We start from the raw sequence: 16,091 nt of genomic DNA, 5'->3' as shown, positions 1-16,091 counted from the left end.
GATGGCCAAAGTGATCCCAATAGGCCAGCCGGTCAACGATGCAGAGCGCAGCGCGATCGCTTACCTGCGGGATCGCTTGCCAGACAGTTTCGTTCTGCTTCACAACTTCGAGATCGAGCGGCAGGGCGAGCGCTTTGAGATCGACATCGCGCTGCTGACCCCGCACGCCCTTTACCTGATCGACGTGAAGGGCACGCGCGGCACCATCGATGTGTACGGCAGCAAGTGGTACCCCGAGGGGCGCGCTCCCTATCCGTCGCCGATGGGCAAGCTGCGCGGTCATGCGCGCACGGTGAAGGGCTTGGTGACTCAGGCCAATCCCGGTCGGAATGAACTGGACGGTATCTATGTCGATGCCGCCATCCTGCTCACCGCGCCTGATGCTCACCTGAATGACCGCGAGCAGCTGGATGCAGACCGGGTGGTGAAGCTGAAGGACGCAGAGCGTTACTTCAAAGATGCCACGCGCATCCCGGTGCGCTTCTCCAAAAACATCCTGCAGCAGCAGGGGTTGATTCTGCATGCCTTGAAGGTGGTGAAGCCCGCTTCAGCCGTGCAGCGCTTTGGGCACTGGCAGGTGAAAGAAAAGCTCGGGGCGGCGGAGGCCTACACCGAGTTTCGTGCCGAGAACGCGTTCGCGGGTGGCACGGCCCGCCTGCGGGTGTACCAGGCAGACCCTTACCAGCCTGAGGATGTGCGCAAGGCGCAGGTCAACCGCATTGCCAATGCTTACCGGGCGCTGTCTAAGCTGCCGTTGCATCCCAACATCGTCGCGGCGCGGGACTTCTTCCCGACCGATGACGACAAGTCTTTCATCCTGATCCTGGACGATGCACCGGGCCAAGCGCTGACCGTGCATATGGCTCGTCCTCAGTTGGCGCTGACGCTGGACCAGAAGTGGCGCGTGGCCAAAGACCTGTTGGCGGCCTTGGCCCACGCCCACCATCACGGTGTGGTTCATCGCAACCTGACGCCGGGCGCGATCTTGATTGGCCAGGACGGCACCACACGCATCACCGACTTCGATTTCGCCAAGCCCGGTGTGGACCGCAGCCTGACGATTGCGACGGACATTGTTGATCTGGTGGAGAAAGCCTATGTGGCGCCGGAAGCGTTCCGGGAGCCGGGTGCCGCGTCGAGCGCATCAGACATCTTTTCCGCTGGGGTCATCCTCTACGAACTCTTCACCGGAGAGCGCCCCTTCGCGGGCGAACCCACCACGGTGTGGGATCGGGTCGGCGAGTTCCTCAACAAGCCCTCGGCACTGCGACCGGAACTGAACGAAGCCTTTGACGCGTGGCTGCAGAGCCTGTGCGCTTTTGATGAGCACCAGCGGCTGACCGCATCTGCCGCGCTGGCTGCTCTGAATGCTTTGCTGCAGCCCGTTGCGCAAGTGGCCAGCCAAGCTGCAGAGGCTCCGAAGCCCGAGGCTACTGAAGTCGATGATGCCCAGACCGACTACCTGAACTTGGTGGCAGGCCATCGCCTGACCCACAAGTTCATCGTGGAGAAGAAGCTCGGGCGAGGCAGCTTCGGTGTGGTCTACAAGGTGATCGACACCTTGGGCGACGTGGCCCGCACGGTGAAGCTCATCGTCAGTGACCGGCACTCGACCCTGGAGCGCCTGAAGAAGGAGTACCGCCACCTGGTGCACATCCCCGAGCACCCCCATGTGGTGCGTGTGCTCGATGCCGATGTGATTCCAGGGCGGGACATCCCCTTCCTGGTGTTTGAGTACGTGGAAGGGGCCGATGTTGGCGACATGATCCACGACCGCCTGCTGTCCCCTGAAGATGCGCTGGAGCTGGGCAAGCAGGTGATTGAGGGCCTAGTGCATCTGCATGCGCAGGGCTTCCATCACTGCGACATCAAGCCACGCAACCTCTTGTGGACGCAGAAGGGCGCCAAGATCATCGACTTCAACGTGTCAGTGCGGGCCGACGACAAGGAGTCGCGCGGCGGGGGTTCGCGGCGCTATTTGCCGCCGGACTTTGACCCTGAGGTCATTCCGCACAACGGCGAGCGCGCAGACCGCGATCTGTATGCGCTGGGCCTGACTTTGTACGAGGCATTGACCGCCCGCTACCCGTGGGACACCACGGAGCCGCCCATCAACAAGCCTGCGCCGGACCCTCGCGAACTGTCGGGCTTTGCCGACTTGGCGCCGGAGTTGGTGAACGTGGTGCTCAAGGCCATTGCGCCGCGCAGGGCAGAGCGCTTCCACACGGCCGTCGATTTCCGCGATGCGCTGGCAGAAGTTCGCCATGCGCGTCGAGTGCAGACTGTCAGCCTGGCGGCTATGGTGACGGCTGTGAGTAGCGGGCAGCCCGCCTTGGCTGAATCGGCACCCAACTCCAACGCGTTCGTTTCACACCTGCTGACGCTCTACAGCCAAAGCCGGCGCAGCAATGCGGGTACGCGGGGCATGGACGCGCTTGGGTTCTCAGCCTATGTGGACACCGCGCTGGACCGTGCCTTGTTGCCTGCTGTGCTGCAGGGTGAGTTCCGACTCGTGCTGATCTCTGGCAACGCTGGTGATGGCAAGACAGCCTTTTTGCAACGCCTGGAGAAAGAGGTCGAAGCGCGCGGCGGGGCCGTCAATCGTGGTTTGGCAAACGGCAGCGAGCTGAGCCTGGAGGGCAAGCGCTACCTGATCAACTACGACGGCAGCCAAGACGAGGGCAACAAGGACAACAACCAGGTGTTGCTGGACTTCCTGGCTCCGTTCCAGGGCAACGATGCAGCAACCTGGAGGCCCCAAGAGACACGACTGATTGCGATCAACGAAGGTCGCTTGGTGGACTTCCTCGCTGCGCATGAACGAGATTTCCCGGCGCTCACGGCCCTGGTTCGGCGCGCTTTTGCCACAGGGGAAGCGGAGTCTGGCGTGGCGGTGGTGAACCTGAACCTGCGCAGCGTTGTGGCCGACGACGCTAACAATACTCAGGATGGATCGATTCTGGAGCGCACGCTGCGAAGCATCGTCCGCCCGGAGAACTGGGCTGCTTGTGAGCTGTGTGACTTGAAAGACAGTTGCTACGCCTTGCACAACGCGCGCAGTTTCCAGGATGAGATTGCCGGGCCGCGTTTGTTGGAACGCCTCAAGACGCTTTACACGATGGCCCACTTACGCGGGCGTTTGCACATCACGATGCGCGACCTGCGTTCAGCGCTGTCGTTCATGCTGATTGGCAACCGCGACTGTGGCGAGATTCATGCGCTGTACGCATCGGGCAAGCATGATGACGTGGCCCGGAGCTTCTACTTCAACAGCTGGATGGGTGGCGGGCAAGCCACCTCGGACCGGCTGCTGACGCTGCTGAGCGATCTGGATGTTGGCAAGCAGGAGGACCCCCGCTTCGACCGAGGCCTGGATTTTGTTCAGCCGGATGACCGCGCCCTGTTCCGCTTCGAGCGCCGAGGGCAGTTTGACTTCGAGGTGTTGAAGCGCCTGTTCGGCGATCTGCCGCGTGGCGTGTCTGACTCGTCAGTTCGCCACCGGGCGCGCAAGCATCGCGAGTACGTGGCCATGGCACGCCGCAAGCACTTCTTTGAGCGGCGTGACGCCAGCTGGGAAAAGATGCTGCCCTATCGCTCTGCCAAACGCATGGTGGAGATTGTTCGTGGCGAGATGCCCATCGACGAACTCACCGGCGAAATCCTGCATGCCATCAACCGTGGGGAGGGGTTGCAGCGCCCCGAGCGACTGGGCGCCAGCCTGGCCTTGCAGTTGCGGCAGGTCGAACACGGTACGGTCCGCAGCTACCGGCTCTTCCCAGTGGAGGGCTTTGGGTTGCAGGTACAAGACTTTGCGGCCAAGGCACGCTTCGTTGAGCACCTGCCGACAGGTCTATTGCTGAAGTACCAGGGCCAAGGCCAAGGCGCCATCAGCAGTGAGTTGATCATCAACCTCGACGTATTCGAGATGTTGGTACGCCTGAATGAAGGCTACCGGCCAAGCGTTGAGGAGATGCAAGGGTTCTATCTCTGCCTTGGCGTGTTCAAGAACAGTCTCAACGCTCAGCCTTACCGCGAAATCCTGCTGACCACCACGGGGCACGACTTCTACCGCTTGGCCCGCCATGACGATGGTCGGGTGGAGATGCGTTTGCTGCACGGCCCTGTGGGGTGCGCTCGCCAAGAAGAAGCCGCAGAGAGCGGCGCCAGGGGGAACTGATGGCATTGCAGAAGAAGGACAGGGAGTTCCGACTCCCGAAGATCAGCTATCTCGACTTCAAGACCATCGAGATGGATCGGGTGCTCACGGGCTTGTTCGAGCGGCTGGAGCATGGGGGTTATCCGAGCGTTTTCCGCGACAAGCGCGAGTTGACCGTGGACAAGTTCGTTGATGACATCCTGGATGCCAGCGACAAGTTCTTGGGCTTCACCCAGCACCGAGACATGGTGGAGCGTTGGGTTGAAACCCACCTGATGGACATCGTGAACCGCGGCAAGAAAAACGCCGCCGTGGCAGGGCCGCGACCGCTGCATGGCTATACCTATCGCTTTCGCAACCCGAAGCACTCGCGTGACTACGGGGCTGCACAGCATCTTTATCAGATGCTGCACCACGCGCGCCACCTCGCCGGCCACAAGGCCATCGAGCATCTCAAGGGCTTCTTTTTCGACGGGTTCGACAAGCTCACAAGAGAGCTGAACGACAAGGCGCTGACAGACATTGAGACAGCGACGCTGCTGCACTTTCTGTCGCAGAGAAAGGACACGGCGGACACGCGCGCGGGCGGAGATCGGTTTGCGCCTGTATGCATCGGCTCAGCCGATCTGATGGCCGAAGACATTCAGCGACTTCTGTTCTACAAGCCCTTCATGCCGCGTTCAGTGATGGTGGAGTACCTGAAGGTGCTGTTGTCGTTCCACTTGGCGCTGTACCACCTTCGCCTGCTGAAGCTGCTGCCTGCCTGGCAGAAGCTGGAGGGGGCCAACTCGCTGTGCGCCGAATCGGCATGCCCTATGAAGCCCCGCGAGCAACGCGAGCCTCAGGGTGACTGCCCCTACAAGCTCGGCTTGTTCGTTGATCTGTCGGGTAGCTCAGAGTCCTCCACAGCAGCGCTGGCAGAGCGCAGCGCAGATGGCTACTACCGGCGCATTCCTAGCTTTGTGCGAGCGTACTTCGTCGCCAAGAAGCTAGACGAATTTTCTGAGCACCTCGTTCGGAGAGGGAAACTGATCCGGCCCTTGAATTCCGTGTTCTCGGTCGGCGAACTCTACGGCCTGCAAGGAGAGCCGTTCGCGGAAGAGCGAGATAAGTTCTTTGGTGAGCGCCTGGCCGGACTGCTGGAATCCTTGTCTGAGGGAGATGCGGGCCTTGACGCAGAGGTCGAGGCCATCACAAAGATGGGACTCTCGGACTTCGAGACCTACATCGAGATTCTGGTGGCACTGCGTGGTGCCTTTCATCGGAAGTACATCATCGAGTCTTTGGATGCGACGATGTTGAAGAACAAGTCGGGGGCGCTGCTTGCGCAGACCCGCGCGCGGAACGCACCTCGGCGATTTGCGCTGGAGAGTCGCCTGCTGGAAGTGTTGCTGCAGATCGCAGTGTTGCGACCCGGTGGGGACCAAGGCTACTTCACCGGCGAGATGCGGATCGACGACTTGCTGTCGTTCTTGCGTGAACGTTATGGGCTCTACATCGATCAGCTGCCGCCCGGTGAGGGGTTCAGCGCTCCGACCATCGACGAACGGAAGGCACTGCGCAGCAATGTGCAGGCATTCACCGGACGCCTCCGTGAGATTGGCTTCTATCGAGATTTGTCTGATGCCTACGTGACTCAGACCGTGGTGCCGCGCTACACGATTGCAGAACGAAACGAAGGAGCGCGCGCATGAGTCAGGGACTGCGTGAACTCACCAATCAAGAGCTGAACGCCGCGCTGGAATCGGTCCTGCTTCCAAAGCTATCCCAGTTGCTTGCCGCTCGCGAGCTTGGGCATTGCATGCGGGTCACCGACTTGGATCGGGAGCTGATGATTCGCTTGGCTGGTGGCCTGCGGGCTGCCGTGCCTTCAGCGAACGTCGTGGTACTGGCTGACGAAGGCTTGCGAGCGATGGCTGCTGACATGGCTGTCAGCAGCACCAAGCTGGTTGAGCTGCGGAATCCGCTACCGAACGATGAGCTTCGCCCCCCGTTGCTTGTCTTCGTTCCGAATGACCTGCGTGCTTCAGCGGAAGATTCCTTTGGCGTCGCGACGTTCGAAGAGGTTTCGATCGATGGCGCGTATGCGGAGCTGAATGGGCAGTTGCTGGCTCAAGTTCCTGCCAACTTGCGGATGGCCGTGGAGGCCTGCTTGAGCGAGTTGCGGCGGCGTGACAGCCGGTGGAGGTACGCCGATGACGCTGCTGTCGCTCGTTACCTGCTCACCTGCCAGATCAATGAGTTTGATCCGGATGCGATGGGGGCAGCGCTCTTTGAACTTGCTCTGGTGCCGGACTTTGAGTTGTTCCAACAGTCCGAGCGCGCACCTGCGCGGGTGGCGCGCAACCGAGAGTGCGTTGAGCGCGTGACCTGGTCTACCAAGACGGAGCGCGTTCGCGCGCTTGAGTTGGGCTTGCTGGACCCTGTGTTCTGCAAGCAGCTTGGCGAGTTCTTCTCCCGCATCGGCGTCTCCAATCCCAAGGAGTGGACGCAAGCCATCGTTCGTGACCGTGTGAATTGGCCACTTGCGTTCAACAAATGGTTGTTCGAGGACGGCGGAGTTAACCCCGACGCCATCTACATCGGCGATGTCGCACTGCCTGACTTGCCCGTGGTAAAGGATGACAACGAAGACCCCCGGTTGGCTGAGTTGATCGGGCACAAGGTGCTGCCCATCTCAAAAACCGGGCTCAAGAAGTTCAGTGTCTCTTTCCGTGTTGACCCGGTGCCGTCCAAGGTCGAAGGGTTGTCGCGGTTTGTGGCAGAGGTTGTGTCGCGCGACAACGGTCCGACAGGCCTGCGTAGACGAAAGGCCGCCTGGACCAAAGGAACCGACTCCGGCGCGATTGCTTTTTCGTCGATTGGCAAGATCGACTGGGAGGAAGGCTGGCACTACGTGCGGGTGTATGCAGAGACCGAGGACGGTGATCGCATCCCGCTCGCGGACGGAGAAGGCAATCCCATCCGGTTCAACACGGATGCAGCTGAGACGCACGCCAGCCCCAACGAAAGTGACCTCTTTTACGTGGTTACCGACGACGAGGTCGAGGTAGAACCACCGCAGCGTGCGGTCCCGCGTGAGGCTAGCTTGATGCATGCATTGCTGCGTGCACGTTTTGCGGCGGTGACTCAGGATCGTGATCCTGGAACCGTTACTGTGACCGGCTGCGGCTGGGTGGAGCGCAGTAGCAAGGCCATGGCCAGCGGCGAAACCTTGGAGATTCGCCTGGGCAAGGAGGGTAAGGCGAACGTCTTGGTGTCCAGCCTTTTGGCGAACCTGGAGCGCGCGTTTCTTGAAGACCCGGAAGGTCTTAACCGCTTGAGACTTTCGATAAGCGCTTCGGGTGTTGCCACCCGATCTACGACGTCATTCAAGTGGCCAGTCCCGGACGAGGTCACTCGATTCCGAGAGGCTCGGCAGTCATTCTTCGCCGCAGTGCTCAAGGGAGACCAACGGCTGATCATGCAGGCCAGCGATCTTCTGTCCCTTCAGGAGTCAGCTCAGAACTATGCTTCCGCCTATTTGGCTTGGATCGACACAGCACTTGCACGTGCCAGCTCCACAGAGACGGCCGTTGCGCGGCAAGCGATGGATGAGCTTCGCTACGCGCTCACCATCGATTCAGTGGCCCTCGTGCTGGAAGACTACCAAGGTAGGCGACGAGATGCTGTGCTGTTGGGGCCAACGCATCCTTTGCGTGCCAACTGGCATGTTGCATGGAGCCATCTCGGCCAGGCCTGGATGGAGCAGAGCCGGGCTAGTAACAAAGAGTTTGTGATCCCGACACGTGACGCAGTGATCAAGCAGCTTGCGCCAGCGGCATTTCCGCCGGTTGTTCCCTTCGGTGAGGAGCTGGGGCGGACAGCGCTGGCTGTGGACAACATCAACCCGTTCTGGTCCTTGTACGCAGCGACCGATGAAAAGGATCCTCGTGGCCTGATTGGGGAGGTTTGTGCTGCCTTGGGCTTGCCAGAGCCAGCCATCGGCGGGGCAACCATCGATAGCGCTTATCTTGCCGCGCGTGTGCAGCGTTATCTGGTCCAGCACCCGTATGTGGAGACGCTGACGATTAACGCCTTCAACGCGGGGCGCGCAGGCGCAATGGCCGAGGTGCTGCTGGCACTCCAGCGACATCCTGACTTCGCCGATCTACGTTACGACATCCGACTCTTCGTGCTTGATCCTGCAGCCCCTTCGACCGGGGAAGCGTTGCTGGAACTCTTGTCGCCAGACTCGGGAACGAGTGCCAAGGAAGCAGACGCTTTTTCGACGCCGACCAACAGTCATTTGCACCCCAAGCTGCGACTGGCCATTCGTGCGATCAAGGAGTTCCGTGAGGATCCGGAATTGCATGCGGCGCATCTGTCCTTCTTGTTTGACTTGTTCCCTGCTGAGGAAATTCGAGCAGTTGATGTTCAGGACAGTGACGACTCTTCGTTTGTCCATGGTCTGGTTCAGCCCTTCGAAGTGGACTATCTGGAAGATGAGCAGTCCATCACTTGGCTGCGTCGTCCGCTTCATGGCGCGGCGCAGCCGCTGGAGGGAGCAGAGGCGTTATCCGACCTCATGGGTGGTGTTTCCCGTGCTGTCTCGGTCGCAGTGGCGACAGTTGCTCGCAGTCAATACCTGCCGCATGCGCGCCCTGTTGTGGCGTTGAGCCTGTCGGCAGACGAGCGTGCCATGCTCCATCAGGTTCATGAGGTCAGTGATTGGGTGCTCACGATTGATCGGAACTTGGGGATCGAGTTCTTCGACCATCGTCGCCATGCCACGCGGCCAGACTATCTGATTGACCACTCGCCCGACATGGCGAGCGCCATGAGCCATCGATTGGCGATCACCTCGCGCTCCGTTGCTGAGCTTGAGTCGTTGCTGATTCCCATCTTGGGGGAGTACGGGCTGCCCAACACGGGCCGACATGCCTTGGTGATGCTGGATCAGCTTCGATCGTTGTCCGGACGGTTGGCCTTGAAGCTACTGTCCTCTTCATCCCAGCGGGCCGAGGCGATGGGCTTGGCGCTCTCGCGTTTGTTCCTCGAACACCAAGGCGTTTTCCAGAACCAGGTCGTCGTGCCGTTGGACGCGCACTTGGAGTTGTACAAGGCGTTGAAGCAAAGCGCTGAGGAAATGGGCGATGAAGTCAGCTTCCGTCGGACTGACCTTGCCCTGTTCGACCTCGACCCAGCAAGCCGTGTGGTGACATGTCGGCTGGTCGAAGTGAAGTGCTACAGCCAAGTAGGTGATGTGGCTGCCTACGCGCAGTTGAAGGCGTCCATCGCTGATCAGATCGCTCAGTCCGAGCACGTCTTGGCCTATCACTTCGACCCCAGGATGGCTGACGTAGATCGGCCTGACCGCCCCATCAAGAATCGCGATCTTGCTGCACTGCTGGGCTTTTACCTAGACCGCTCCGAACGCTATGGCGTGGTCTTGCCAGAAGCCGCCGAAGAGGCTCACTACTTCCTGCGACGCCTTGATGAGCGGCCTTACACCCTGCAGTTCACACGAAGTGCCGTGGTGTTTGACTTCAGCAAGCCAGGGACTGAGCCCGCCGAGCATGAAAACGGCATCGAGTTCTATCGGATCGGTAGTGATTTGATTCGACAGTTGGTGGAGTCTGCAGTGACTGACACCGAAACGGTGGCTAGCGTCCAGTACGCGCGCTCTGCTGACACAGCGCGAGAGGTCACGCAAGAACTGCTTCGTCGCAGGGAATTGGCGCCTGCCGTTCCTACTTTTGAAACGGCAGCCTTCCTCAGCCCGCCACGGGATCGAACACTCGCGTGGGACGACAGTCCGAGGTTCAGGTACACGCAACATGAGGTGGCTTCAAGCGTGCACGTGCGTGAGCCAGAACCTGCCCCCGTGGTGCTGGCGGCTCCCGAGCCAGTTGGCTCCGTGCAGGCTGCAAGCACTGACACGCCACCACCGCCAGTAGACGAACCGGATGCGACAGCAACTGTGGAGCCGGCACCCGCATCGGTTCTTATTGCGGGGGAGGAGGCTCCCCTGAGTGCGTCCGTTAAACGGCCGCAGACTCAAGATGGCGAGGCTATCTATAGCCGCGTGGCTTACGACATCATGCTCGGTGCCACGGGAGCAACACCGCAGTACGGCCTGATTGGTGAAGTGTCTGGGCGCAAGGTGGCACTTGACCTCAATCAGACCCACACCATCAGCCTGTTCGGCGTTCAGGGCGGCGGCAAGAGCTACACCTTGGGCAGTGTGGCAGAGATGGCTTCGCTGCAGATCCCTGGTATCAACTGCCTGCCTGAGCCGCTGTCCACGGTGATCTTCCACTACAGCCCGACGATGGACTACAAGCCCGAGTTCACGTCGATGGTGGGAGCGAACTCGGTGGAAGATCAGGTTCGCGCGCTGAAGGAGGTATATGGCGCGGAGCCGAGGGCACTCGCAGATGTCTTGCTTCTCGTACCAGCCGACAAGATCGAAGAGCGTCAGGCCGAGTACCCCGACATCGAAGTACGTCCGTTGCAGTTCTCGGCTTCAGAGCTGAAGGCTTCGCACTGGAAATTTTTGATGGGCGCCGTAGGCAACCAAGCCACGTACATCCGTCAGATCATGCGCATCATGAAGGCGATGCGCGACGACATCACCCTTGAGGGCTTGCGTGTAGGCATCGATGCATCGTCGGTTCCTGATCACCTCAAGGAGCTGGCTCGGATGCGCCTCGACCTGGCCGCTGAGTACATCAACGACGGAACCTCGCTCACTGAGGTGGTGAGGCCAGGTCGACTGATCATCGTGGACCTGCGGGACGAATTCATCGAGAAGGACGAAGCCCTCGGACTGTTCGTCGTGCTCTTGCAGTTGTTCGCAGATGCGCGCATCGATGGGCGCAGCTTCAACAAGCTGGTGGTGTTCGATGAGGCCCACAAATACATCGAGAGTCCCGACCTGGTTGCCGGGCTCATCGAAGTGGTCCGAGAGATGCGGCACAAGGGCGTCAGCATCATGGTCGCAAGCCAAGACCCACCATCTGTGCCTGTCAGCCTGATCGAGCTGTCCAGCCAGATCATCATGCACAAGTTCAATTCGCCTGCTTGGTTAAAGCACATCCAGAAAGCCAACGCCGCACTCGGCAACCTGACGCCAGAGCGCATGGCCCTGCTGAAAGCCGGAGAGGCTTATGTGTGGTCAAGCAAGGCGACGGATGAGTCGTTTTCCAAAGGGGCCGTCAAGCTTCGGTGCAGACCCAGGGTTACGCAGCACGGTGGGGCAACCCGGGTGGCCGTGAAGGACTGAACTACGCGCTGTCCTTGACGGTATCTATTCATCAAGAACAGACACAACCTATAGAAAAAGCGCGGAAGCCACCCCACACCTTGTGGGAGCTGAGCCGTTGGGTCTGGGAGGACTTTGTTTGTTATGGCCAATCTGTACATATGGGTTGACGACAGAAATCGCGAACGCGTTTCGCGCACGGTAGGAGAACTGGCTCGCCGACATCCTCAGCTCCGGGACTTCCTCACTGGGGGCGATCGCATCGAGGGGATGTTGAATTTGCTTTTCCCACATGGCATGCCGATGGAGTACTACGCGGCAAACCTCAGTATCGAGAACCGCCCTGACGATAACTTGAGCCTTGCTCTTCGCCCGGTCATCAACCCGGAGCAGCCCTGGCCGTTTCCCAGGGGATGTTCGTTGGCGGTAAGGGGCTTCTGGCCGACTCGCGTTCCCAGCCCTGTGTTCATGGTTCAGGACTTGTTTGAAGTCGCTGATGCGCCTGGGCACAGCTACGAGCGCAGCCTTTCGGTGGTGGTGTATCAGGACAACCCGCAGCCGCCACGAATCCAACGCAACAACAATGCCTTGACCCGCGAGTTGGCATTCGAGCTACCTCCCATTTCAATCACCACCCGGGAGAAACTGGTCGATTGGACCGAATTCCTGAAGTGGAAGCGCAAGCTCGTGTCGGAGAAAACCCGTGGGTTGAGGTTCATTCAGCGCGAGTGGCAAGAGGACAGGATCGTCTTCAGAGTGATTGGCGAGAGCGAGCAGTCCCTGCGTGAAGTTCATCGGTCGCTCTCACGTCAAGACGTGATGGCATTTGACCTTAATGTGTCTGTCGATCCCTGGACCTTTCGAATCAGCGATCGGGAAGGGGCAAAGCGTGCTCCGAGAGGTTTTGAGCTCGGCCAACCTGAGGCGATGGCGAAGATCGCTCCACACAAGGACAAGATCAAGGACTGCGAATGGAATGAGCCACACCTCGCTGAAGTCGTGGTTGCTCTCTCTGAAGACGACCAGAATCAGCTAACAGTTGCGGAAGACTTGGCAAACATTCGCCAGATGATCCTTTCCAGAATCCCCGAGCAAGGGTTCTTGTCCGTATCGGCTGCGGGTGATCTTGCTTTGATTCGCCGCCATGAAATGGCGATCAAGCGCTTGCAAGATCAGGGAGGCTATGCCCCTTACCTCTCCTCCTACCTGTTTGATGCCCGACAAGCTAAGAAGCCTTCGGCCAAAGAATCGATCACGCACTGGTTCCGAGATGATCTGAACCCGTTCCAGAAAGATGCAGTCGAGAAGATCTTGACCGCGCCTGACCTGTGCCTGATTCAAGGGCCGCCGGGTACAGGGAAGACAACCGTGATCGCAGAAGCCATCATGCAATTGGCCCGTCGCGGTGAGCGCGTACTGCTGGCCAGTCAAGCCCACACGGCCGTTGACAACGCTCTAGAACGGCTCGGCAAACATCCTGATTTGCGGGTCATTCGTTTAGCACGCGACCTGGATAAAGTCTCTGGTGATGGAAAGTCCTTTGTTCAGCAAGCGGCTTTGTCCCGGTATTACTCATCCCTGGCGGAGCATGCGAGCGACCGATTCTTGAAGCCTTGGCGTGAAACTGCCGATCGGATGAGCCAGCTTCAGTCCTGGCTGAACAGAGCCGAATATGTGCGCCGCGACATTGTCGAAGCACAAAGAGGTATTGATCTATATGAGCAAGGTCGTGTCCGGGCAAAGCTTGAGAGAGACTTGGCCTGGCAAAGGCTGCAGGAGCAGGCACAGAAGCACGAGGACGCGAAACGAAAGCGGAACCGCCTTTCGACCCTAAGGGAATTCTTGGTGACAGGCGAAGAGGATGTTGCAGATGGGTGCCCGCTGCCTGAACCACTGTCATCAGAGCTAGCTTTCAGCCTCTTCGGGTTGACGGCAGCGCGAACAAAACTCCCGGTCTCGAAGGCCGATTGGGACGCCGTGCCACAACAACGTCCTCAAATGCTTGCAGGACTGGTGAGGTGTTGGCGCAAGTTGAGGACACGTGAACAGGAACTGGAGAAGGATGTGGCTCGCTTGTATGCGGCGGGGCCCCGATCTCTACAGAGTCCTGATGTGGCTATTCGCATTGCGGAACTGGAGGCCGAAGAAAAGGCCCTAGCTGAGCGGGTTGACGATGACGATAGCTTGGTCTCAGCCTGGAGAGCCAAGCGTCAGGAGATCAAGCAACTTCGAAACAGTTCTGCCGGTGGGCTGAGTGCCGATCTGTACAGCGATCTCTTCGTGGACGCTGATCGCTGGTGTGCCGCCATCGACAACGCAGAACAGGTCGGCGCAGAGCTTGCCGATCGTTTGGCCGCATTGCGTACCAGCAATGCGGCCATTGATCAGGCTTTGGAACGACTGATTGCAGAGGTGTACAGGCTCATTGATCTCTGTGAGGTTCCGGAAATCGATGAATCTGAGTGGCGGCAGCGCGAACAGGAGCTCGAGCAGCACATCAGGACAGAGCCGAGGGTAAATCAGTCTCTGACAAGTTCCCTTGCTCGTGCATCAGAGCTTCTTCTTGCGCAGGCAGCAGAAAACTCCGCGAACGACAACCCGATCGATGTCGCTGCCTTGCTCAGCCAAGAAATCTTGGTTCGCCAAGGCGAGGTCCGTACGCTGGAGGAACAAATACAAAATCAGAAGGATGAGCAGTATGTGTGGGGGCAACTGATCCAGGACTGGGTGAATGATCTTCGCAGACCTGCTTCAGCTCAGTCTGATTGGGAGCACTTCAAAGAAGTCTATGTGCCGCAGTGCAACGTGGTCGCCATCACATGCAATGAACGTGAACAAACGCTCGAAGACTCTGGTCAGGTAAGTTTTGACGTTGCGATCATCGATGAAGTCAGCAAGGCGACTCCTCTGGAGATGCTGCTGCCTCTAATGCGTGCGCGGCGCTCGATCTTGGTGGGTGATCACCGTCAGCTTCCACCATTGTTTCAGGAGGGGGCAGATGCCCAGACATTCAGCGACGTGGTTGAAGAGGCGGAGCAAGACGAGCAAGAGAGTCGAACGGCTTTGACCCGGCAAAATCTGCACCGATTCGAAAAGATGGTTACGGCATCCTTGTTCAAGTCGCACTTTGAAGCGGCAGACGATGCGATACGCGCACGCCTCGAGGTTCAGTTCCGTATGCATCCGCAGATCATGACAATGGTGAACCATTTCTATGAGCGCCGCCTGACCTGCGGGCTAGAGTTCCCGAATTACGATCGCAATCATGGGCTGGTTCTGGTCGACGCAGATGGGAAATCTATCGTCAAGCCCGCGCTTGATGGTGGGGGCAATCGAATTCCCAAGAACATCAGTTTGCCGTCCTCAGAAATTCCTCGTGCAGAAAAGGAGAAAGTCGTTCACGAGGGTGACCACGTCCTGTGGGTGGATACATCTCGCAATTTGGAAGGGCAGATCCACAAGGAGGACATGGACGCAGCGGGTAAACCTGCGCGTAGCAACCGCCTCGAAGCACAGTTGATTGCCCACACATTGCTTCAGCTCGACAAGCAGAGTGCCCTTCTTGGATATTCAGCTCAGAAGCGGCGTCAAGTCGGCGTGGTTTCCTTCTACGCGCGGCAATGCCGGTTAATCTGCGAGGCGATCCGTACGGTCAAACCTTCCGGGCAATTCGAATGCCTGGATGTAGAGGTCAACACCGTAATACGGTATCAGGGTAAGGAGAAGCCAATCATTCTGGTTAGTCTGGTTCGCAATGACGGAATCGACACCAGAAGTCAGGGTATGGCAAGGCGCAGGTCTAGCCGTGCGAATGTCGCACGATACGAGTTCATCAACGTGGCCTTCTCTCGAGCGCAGGAGCTACTGATTGTTTTTGGTGCAAGAAGCATGTACGAGTCATATGAGGTAACGCTACCGCATATGGATCAGGAGGGCTCAACGACACGCACGGTCTATAAGGACATTCTCGATCAGCTGGATAGAGACGCCCGTCTGATTCCGGCGAGCCGACTCATGCGAAACGATAACCCTGGTCAGCGCAAGTTCACGCCGCGACCCAGCAACGGCAATCGAGGTAATCAGCGATGAAGTTGGGTTCTTTCTCTGTCGGCATGCCGCTCTACGAAGTGGAGTCGGAGGTGACGTACCAGACCGTGCGTACGCCGACAGTATTTGAGCGGACGGTAATGAAGCTATGCGGTAGCTATCGGGCGACCCCGGGGCTCGCTGACATGACACTGTCTCAAATTTTTGAGCATCAACTTGGCGTGGCTTCGGCCACTGAACTGGTCGGGCCAAGCGTTGAAAATCTGATCTATATGGGCGTCTTGAGCGGCCCAACATCGCAAGACTATATGGATCTTCGGCTCGCAGAGCTTGCGCTTACCGCCGATGGCGTAACATTTCTCGAGCGAGATCGATTGCCTAGCCGGTCGCAGCAAACGACCGTATCACACCTTTATTTTCCGCTTTCCAATTCGATCAAGCCTCATCGAAGTGAAACTCGGCTATCAAGATCATCTAGCCGTCCGTTCATCGCAGGTGCTGTGCTTGAGCCTTCCGATTGCTCCGCGTTGGTTCGGGAGTCTGTTGAAAAAGAGCGGCACGCTTGGAAAACACCAAATACTGAGATTCACTCCGTTCAACCTCAAGTTGTCGGCATTGTTTGGGAGCAGCATCAAGTCACGT

Annotated in this window: 5 protein-coding genes; all 5 read left to right on the top strand. The window is 58.8% G+C overall.

What is annotated here, in order from left to right:
- The first annotated feature begins 1 nt into the window (after position 1).
- The gene (mads6, locus tag ZRA01_RS04730) at positions 2-4,177 is read left to right on the top strand and encodes a methylation-associated defense system protein kinase MAD6 (protein WP_141349814.1); all 4,176 of its coding nucleotides are present in this window, start codon (positions 2-4) and stop codon (positions 4,175-4,177) included.
- Positions 4,177-5,850 (top strand): methylation-associated defense system protein MAD7, encoded by a 1,674-nt coding sequence (mads7, locus tag ZRA01_RS04725; RefSeq protein WP_141349812.1) that lies wholly within the window; start codon positions 4,177-4,179, stop codon positions 5,848-5,850. Before mads6 ends, mads7 begins: the two co-directional genes overlap by 1 nt.
- Positions 5,847-11,423, top strand: a complete 5,577-nt coding sequence (gene mads8 / locus ZRA01_RS04720) for a methylation-associated defense system ATP-binding protein MAD8 (protein WP_141349810.1) — start codon at positions 5,847-5,849, stop codon at positions 11,421-11,423. Before mads7 ends, mads8 begins: the two co-directional genes overlap by 4 nt.
- A 123-nt stretch (positions 11,424-11,546) precedes the next feature.
- On the top strand, positions 11,547-15,491 hold the full coding sequence (locus tag ZRA01_RS04715) for an AAA domain-containing protein (protein WP_141349808.1): 3,945 nt from the start codon (positions 11,547-11,549) through the stop codon (positions 15,489-15,491).
- On the top strand, positions 15,488-16,091 hold a 604-nt coding region (locus ZRA01_RS04710), incomplete at its 3' end, for a hypothetical protein (protein ID WP_218028650.1). The genes ZRA01_RS04715 and ZRA01_RS04710, both read left to right, overlap by 4 nt.

The organism is Zoogloea ramigera (genome assembly GCF_006539865.1).
GTDB lineage: Bacteria > Pseudomonadota > Gammaproteobacteria > Burkholderiales > Rhodocyclaceae > Zoogloea > Zoogloea ramigera.
Note: the sequence above shows the minus strand (reverse complement) of the source record. Positions and strands in the feature narration are given on the sequence as shown.

Excerpts from the sequence above, each read along its gene's own strand:
- mads6 (WP_141349814.1), top strand. The coding sequence starts at position 2 with ATGGCCAAAGTGATCCCAATAGGCCAGCCGGTCAACGATGCAGAGCGC.
- mads7 (WP_141349812.1), top strand. The coding sequence starts at position 4,177 with ATGGCATTGCAGAAGAAGGACAGGGAGTTCCGACTCCCGAAGATCAGC.
- mads8 (WP_141349810.1), top strand. The coding sequence starts at position 5,847 with ATGAGTCAGGGACTGCGTGAACTCACCAATCAAGAGCTGAACGCCGCG.
- ZRA01_RS04715 (WP_141349808.1), top strand. The coding sequence starts at position 11,547 with ATGGCCAATCTGTACATATGGGTTGACGACAGAAATCGCGAACGCGTT.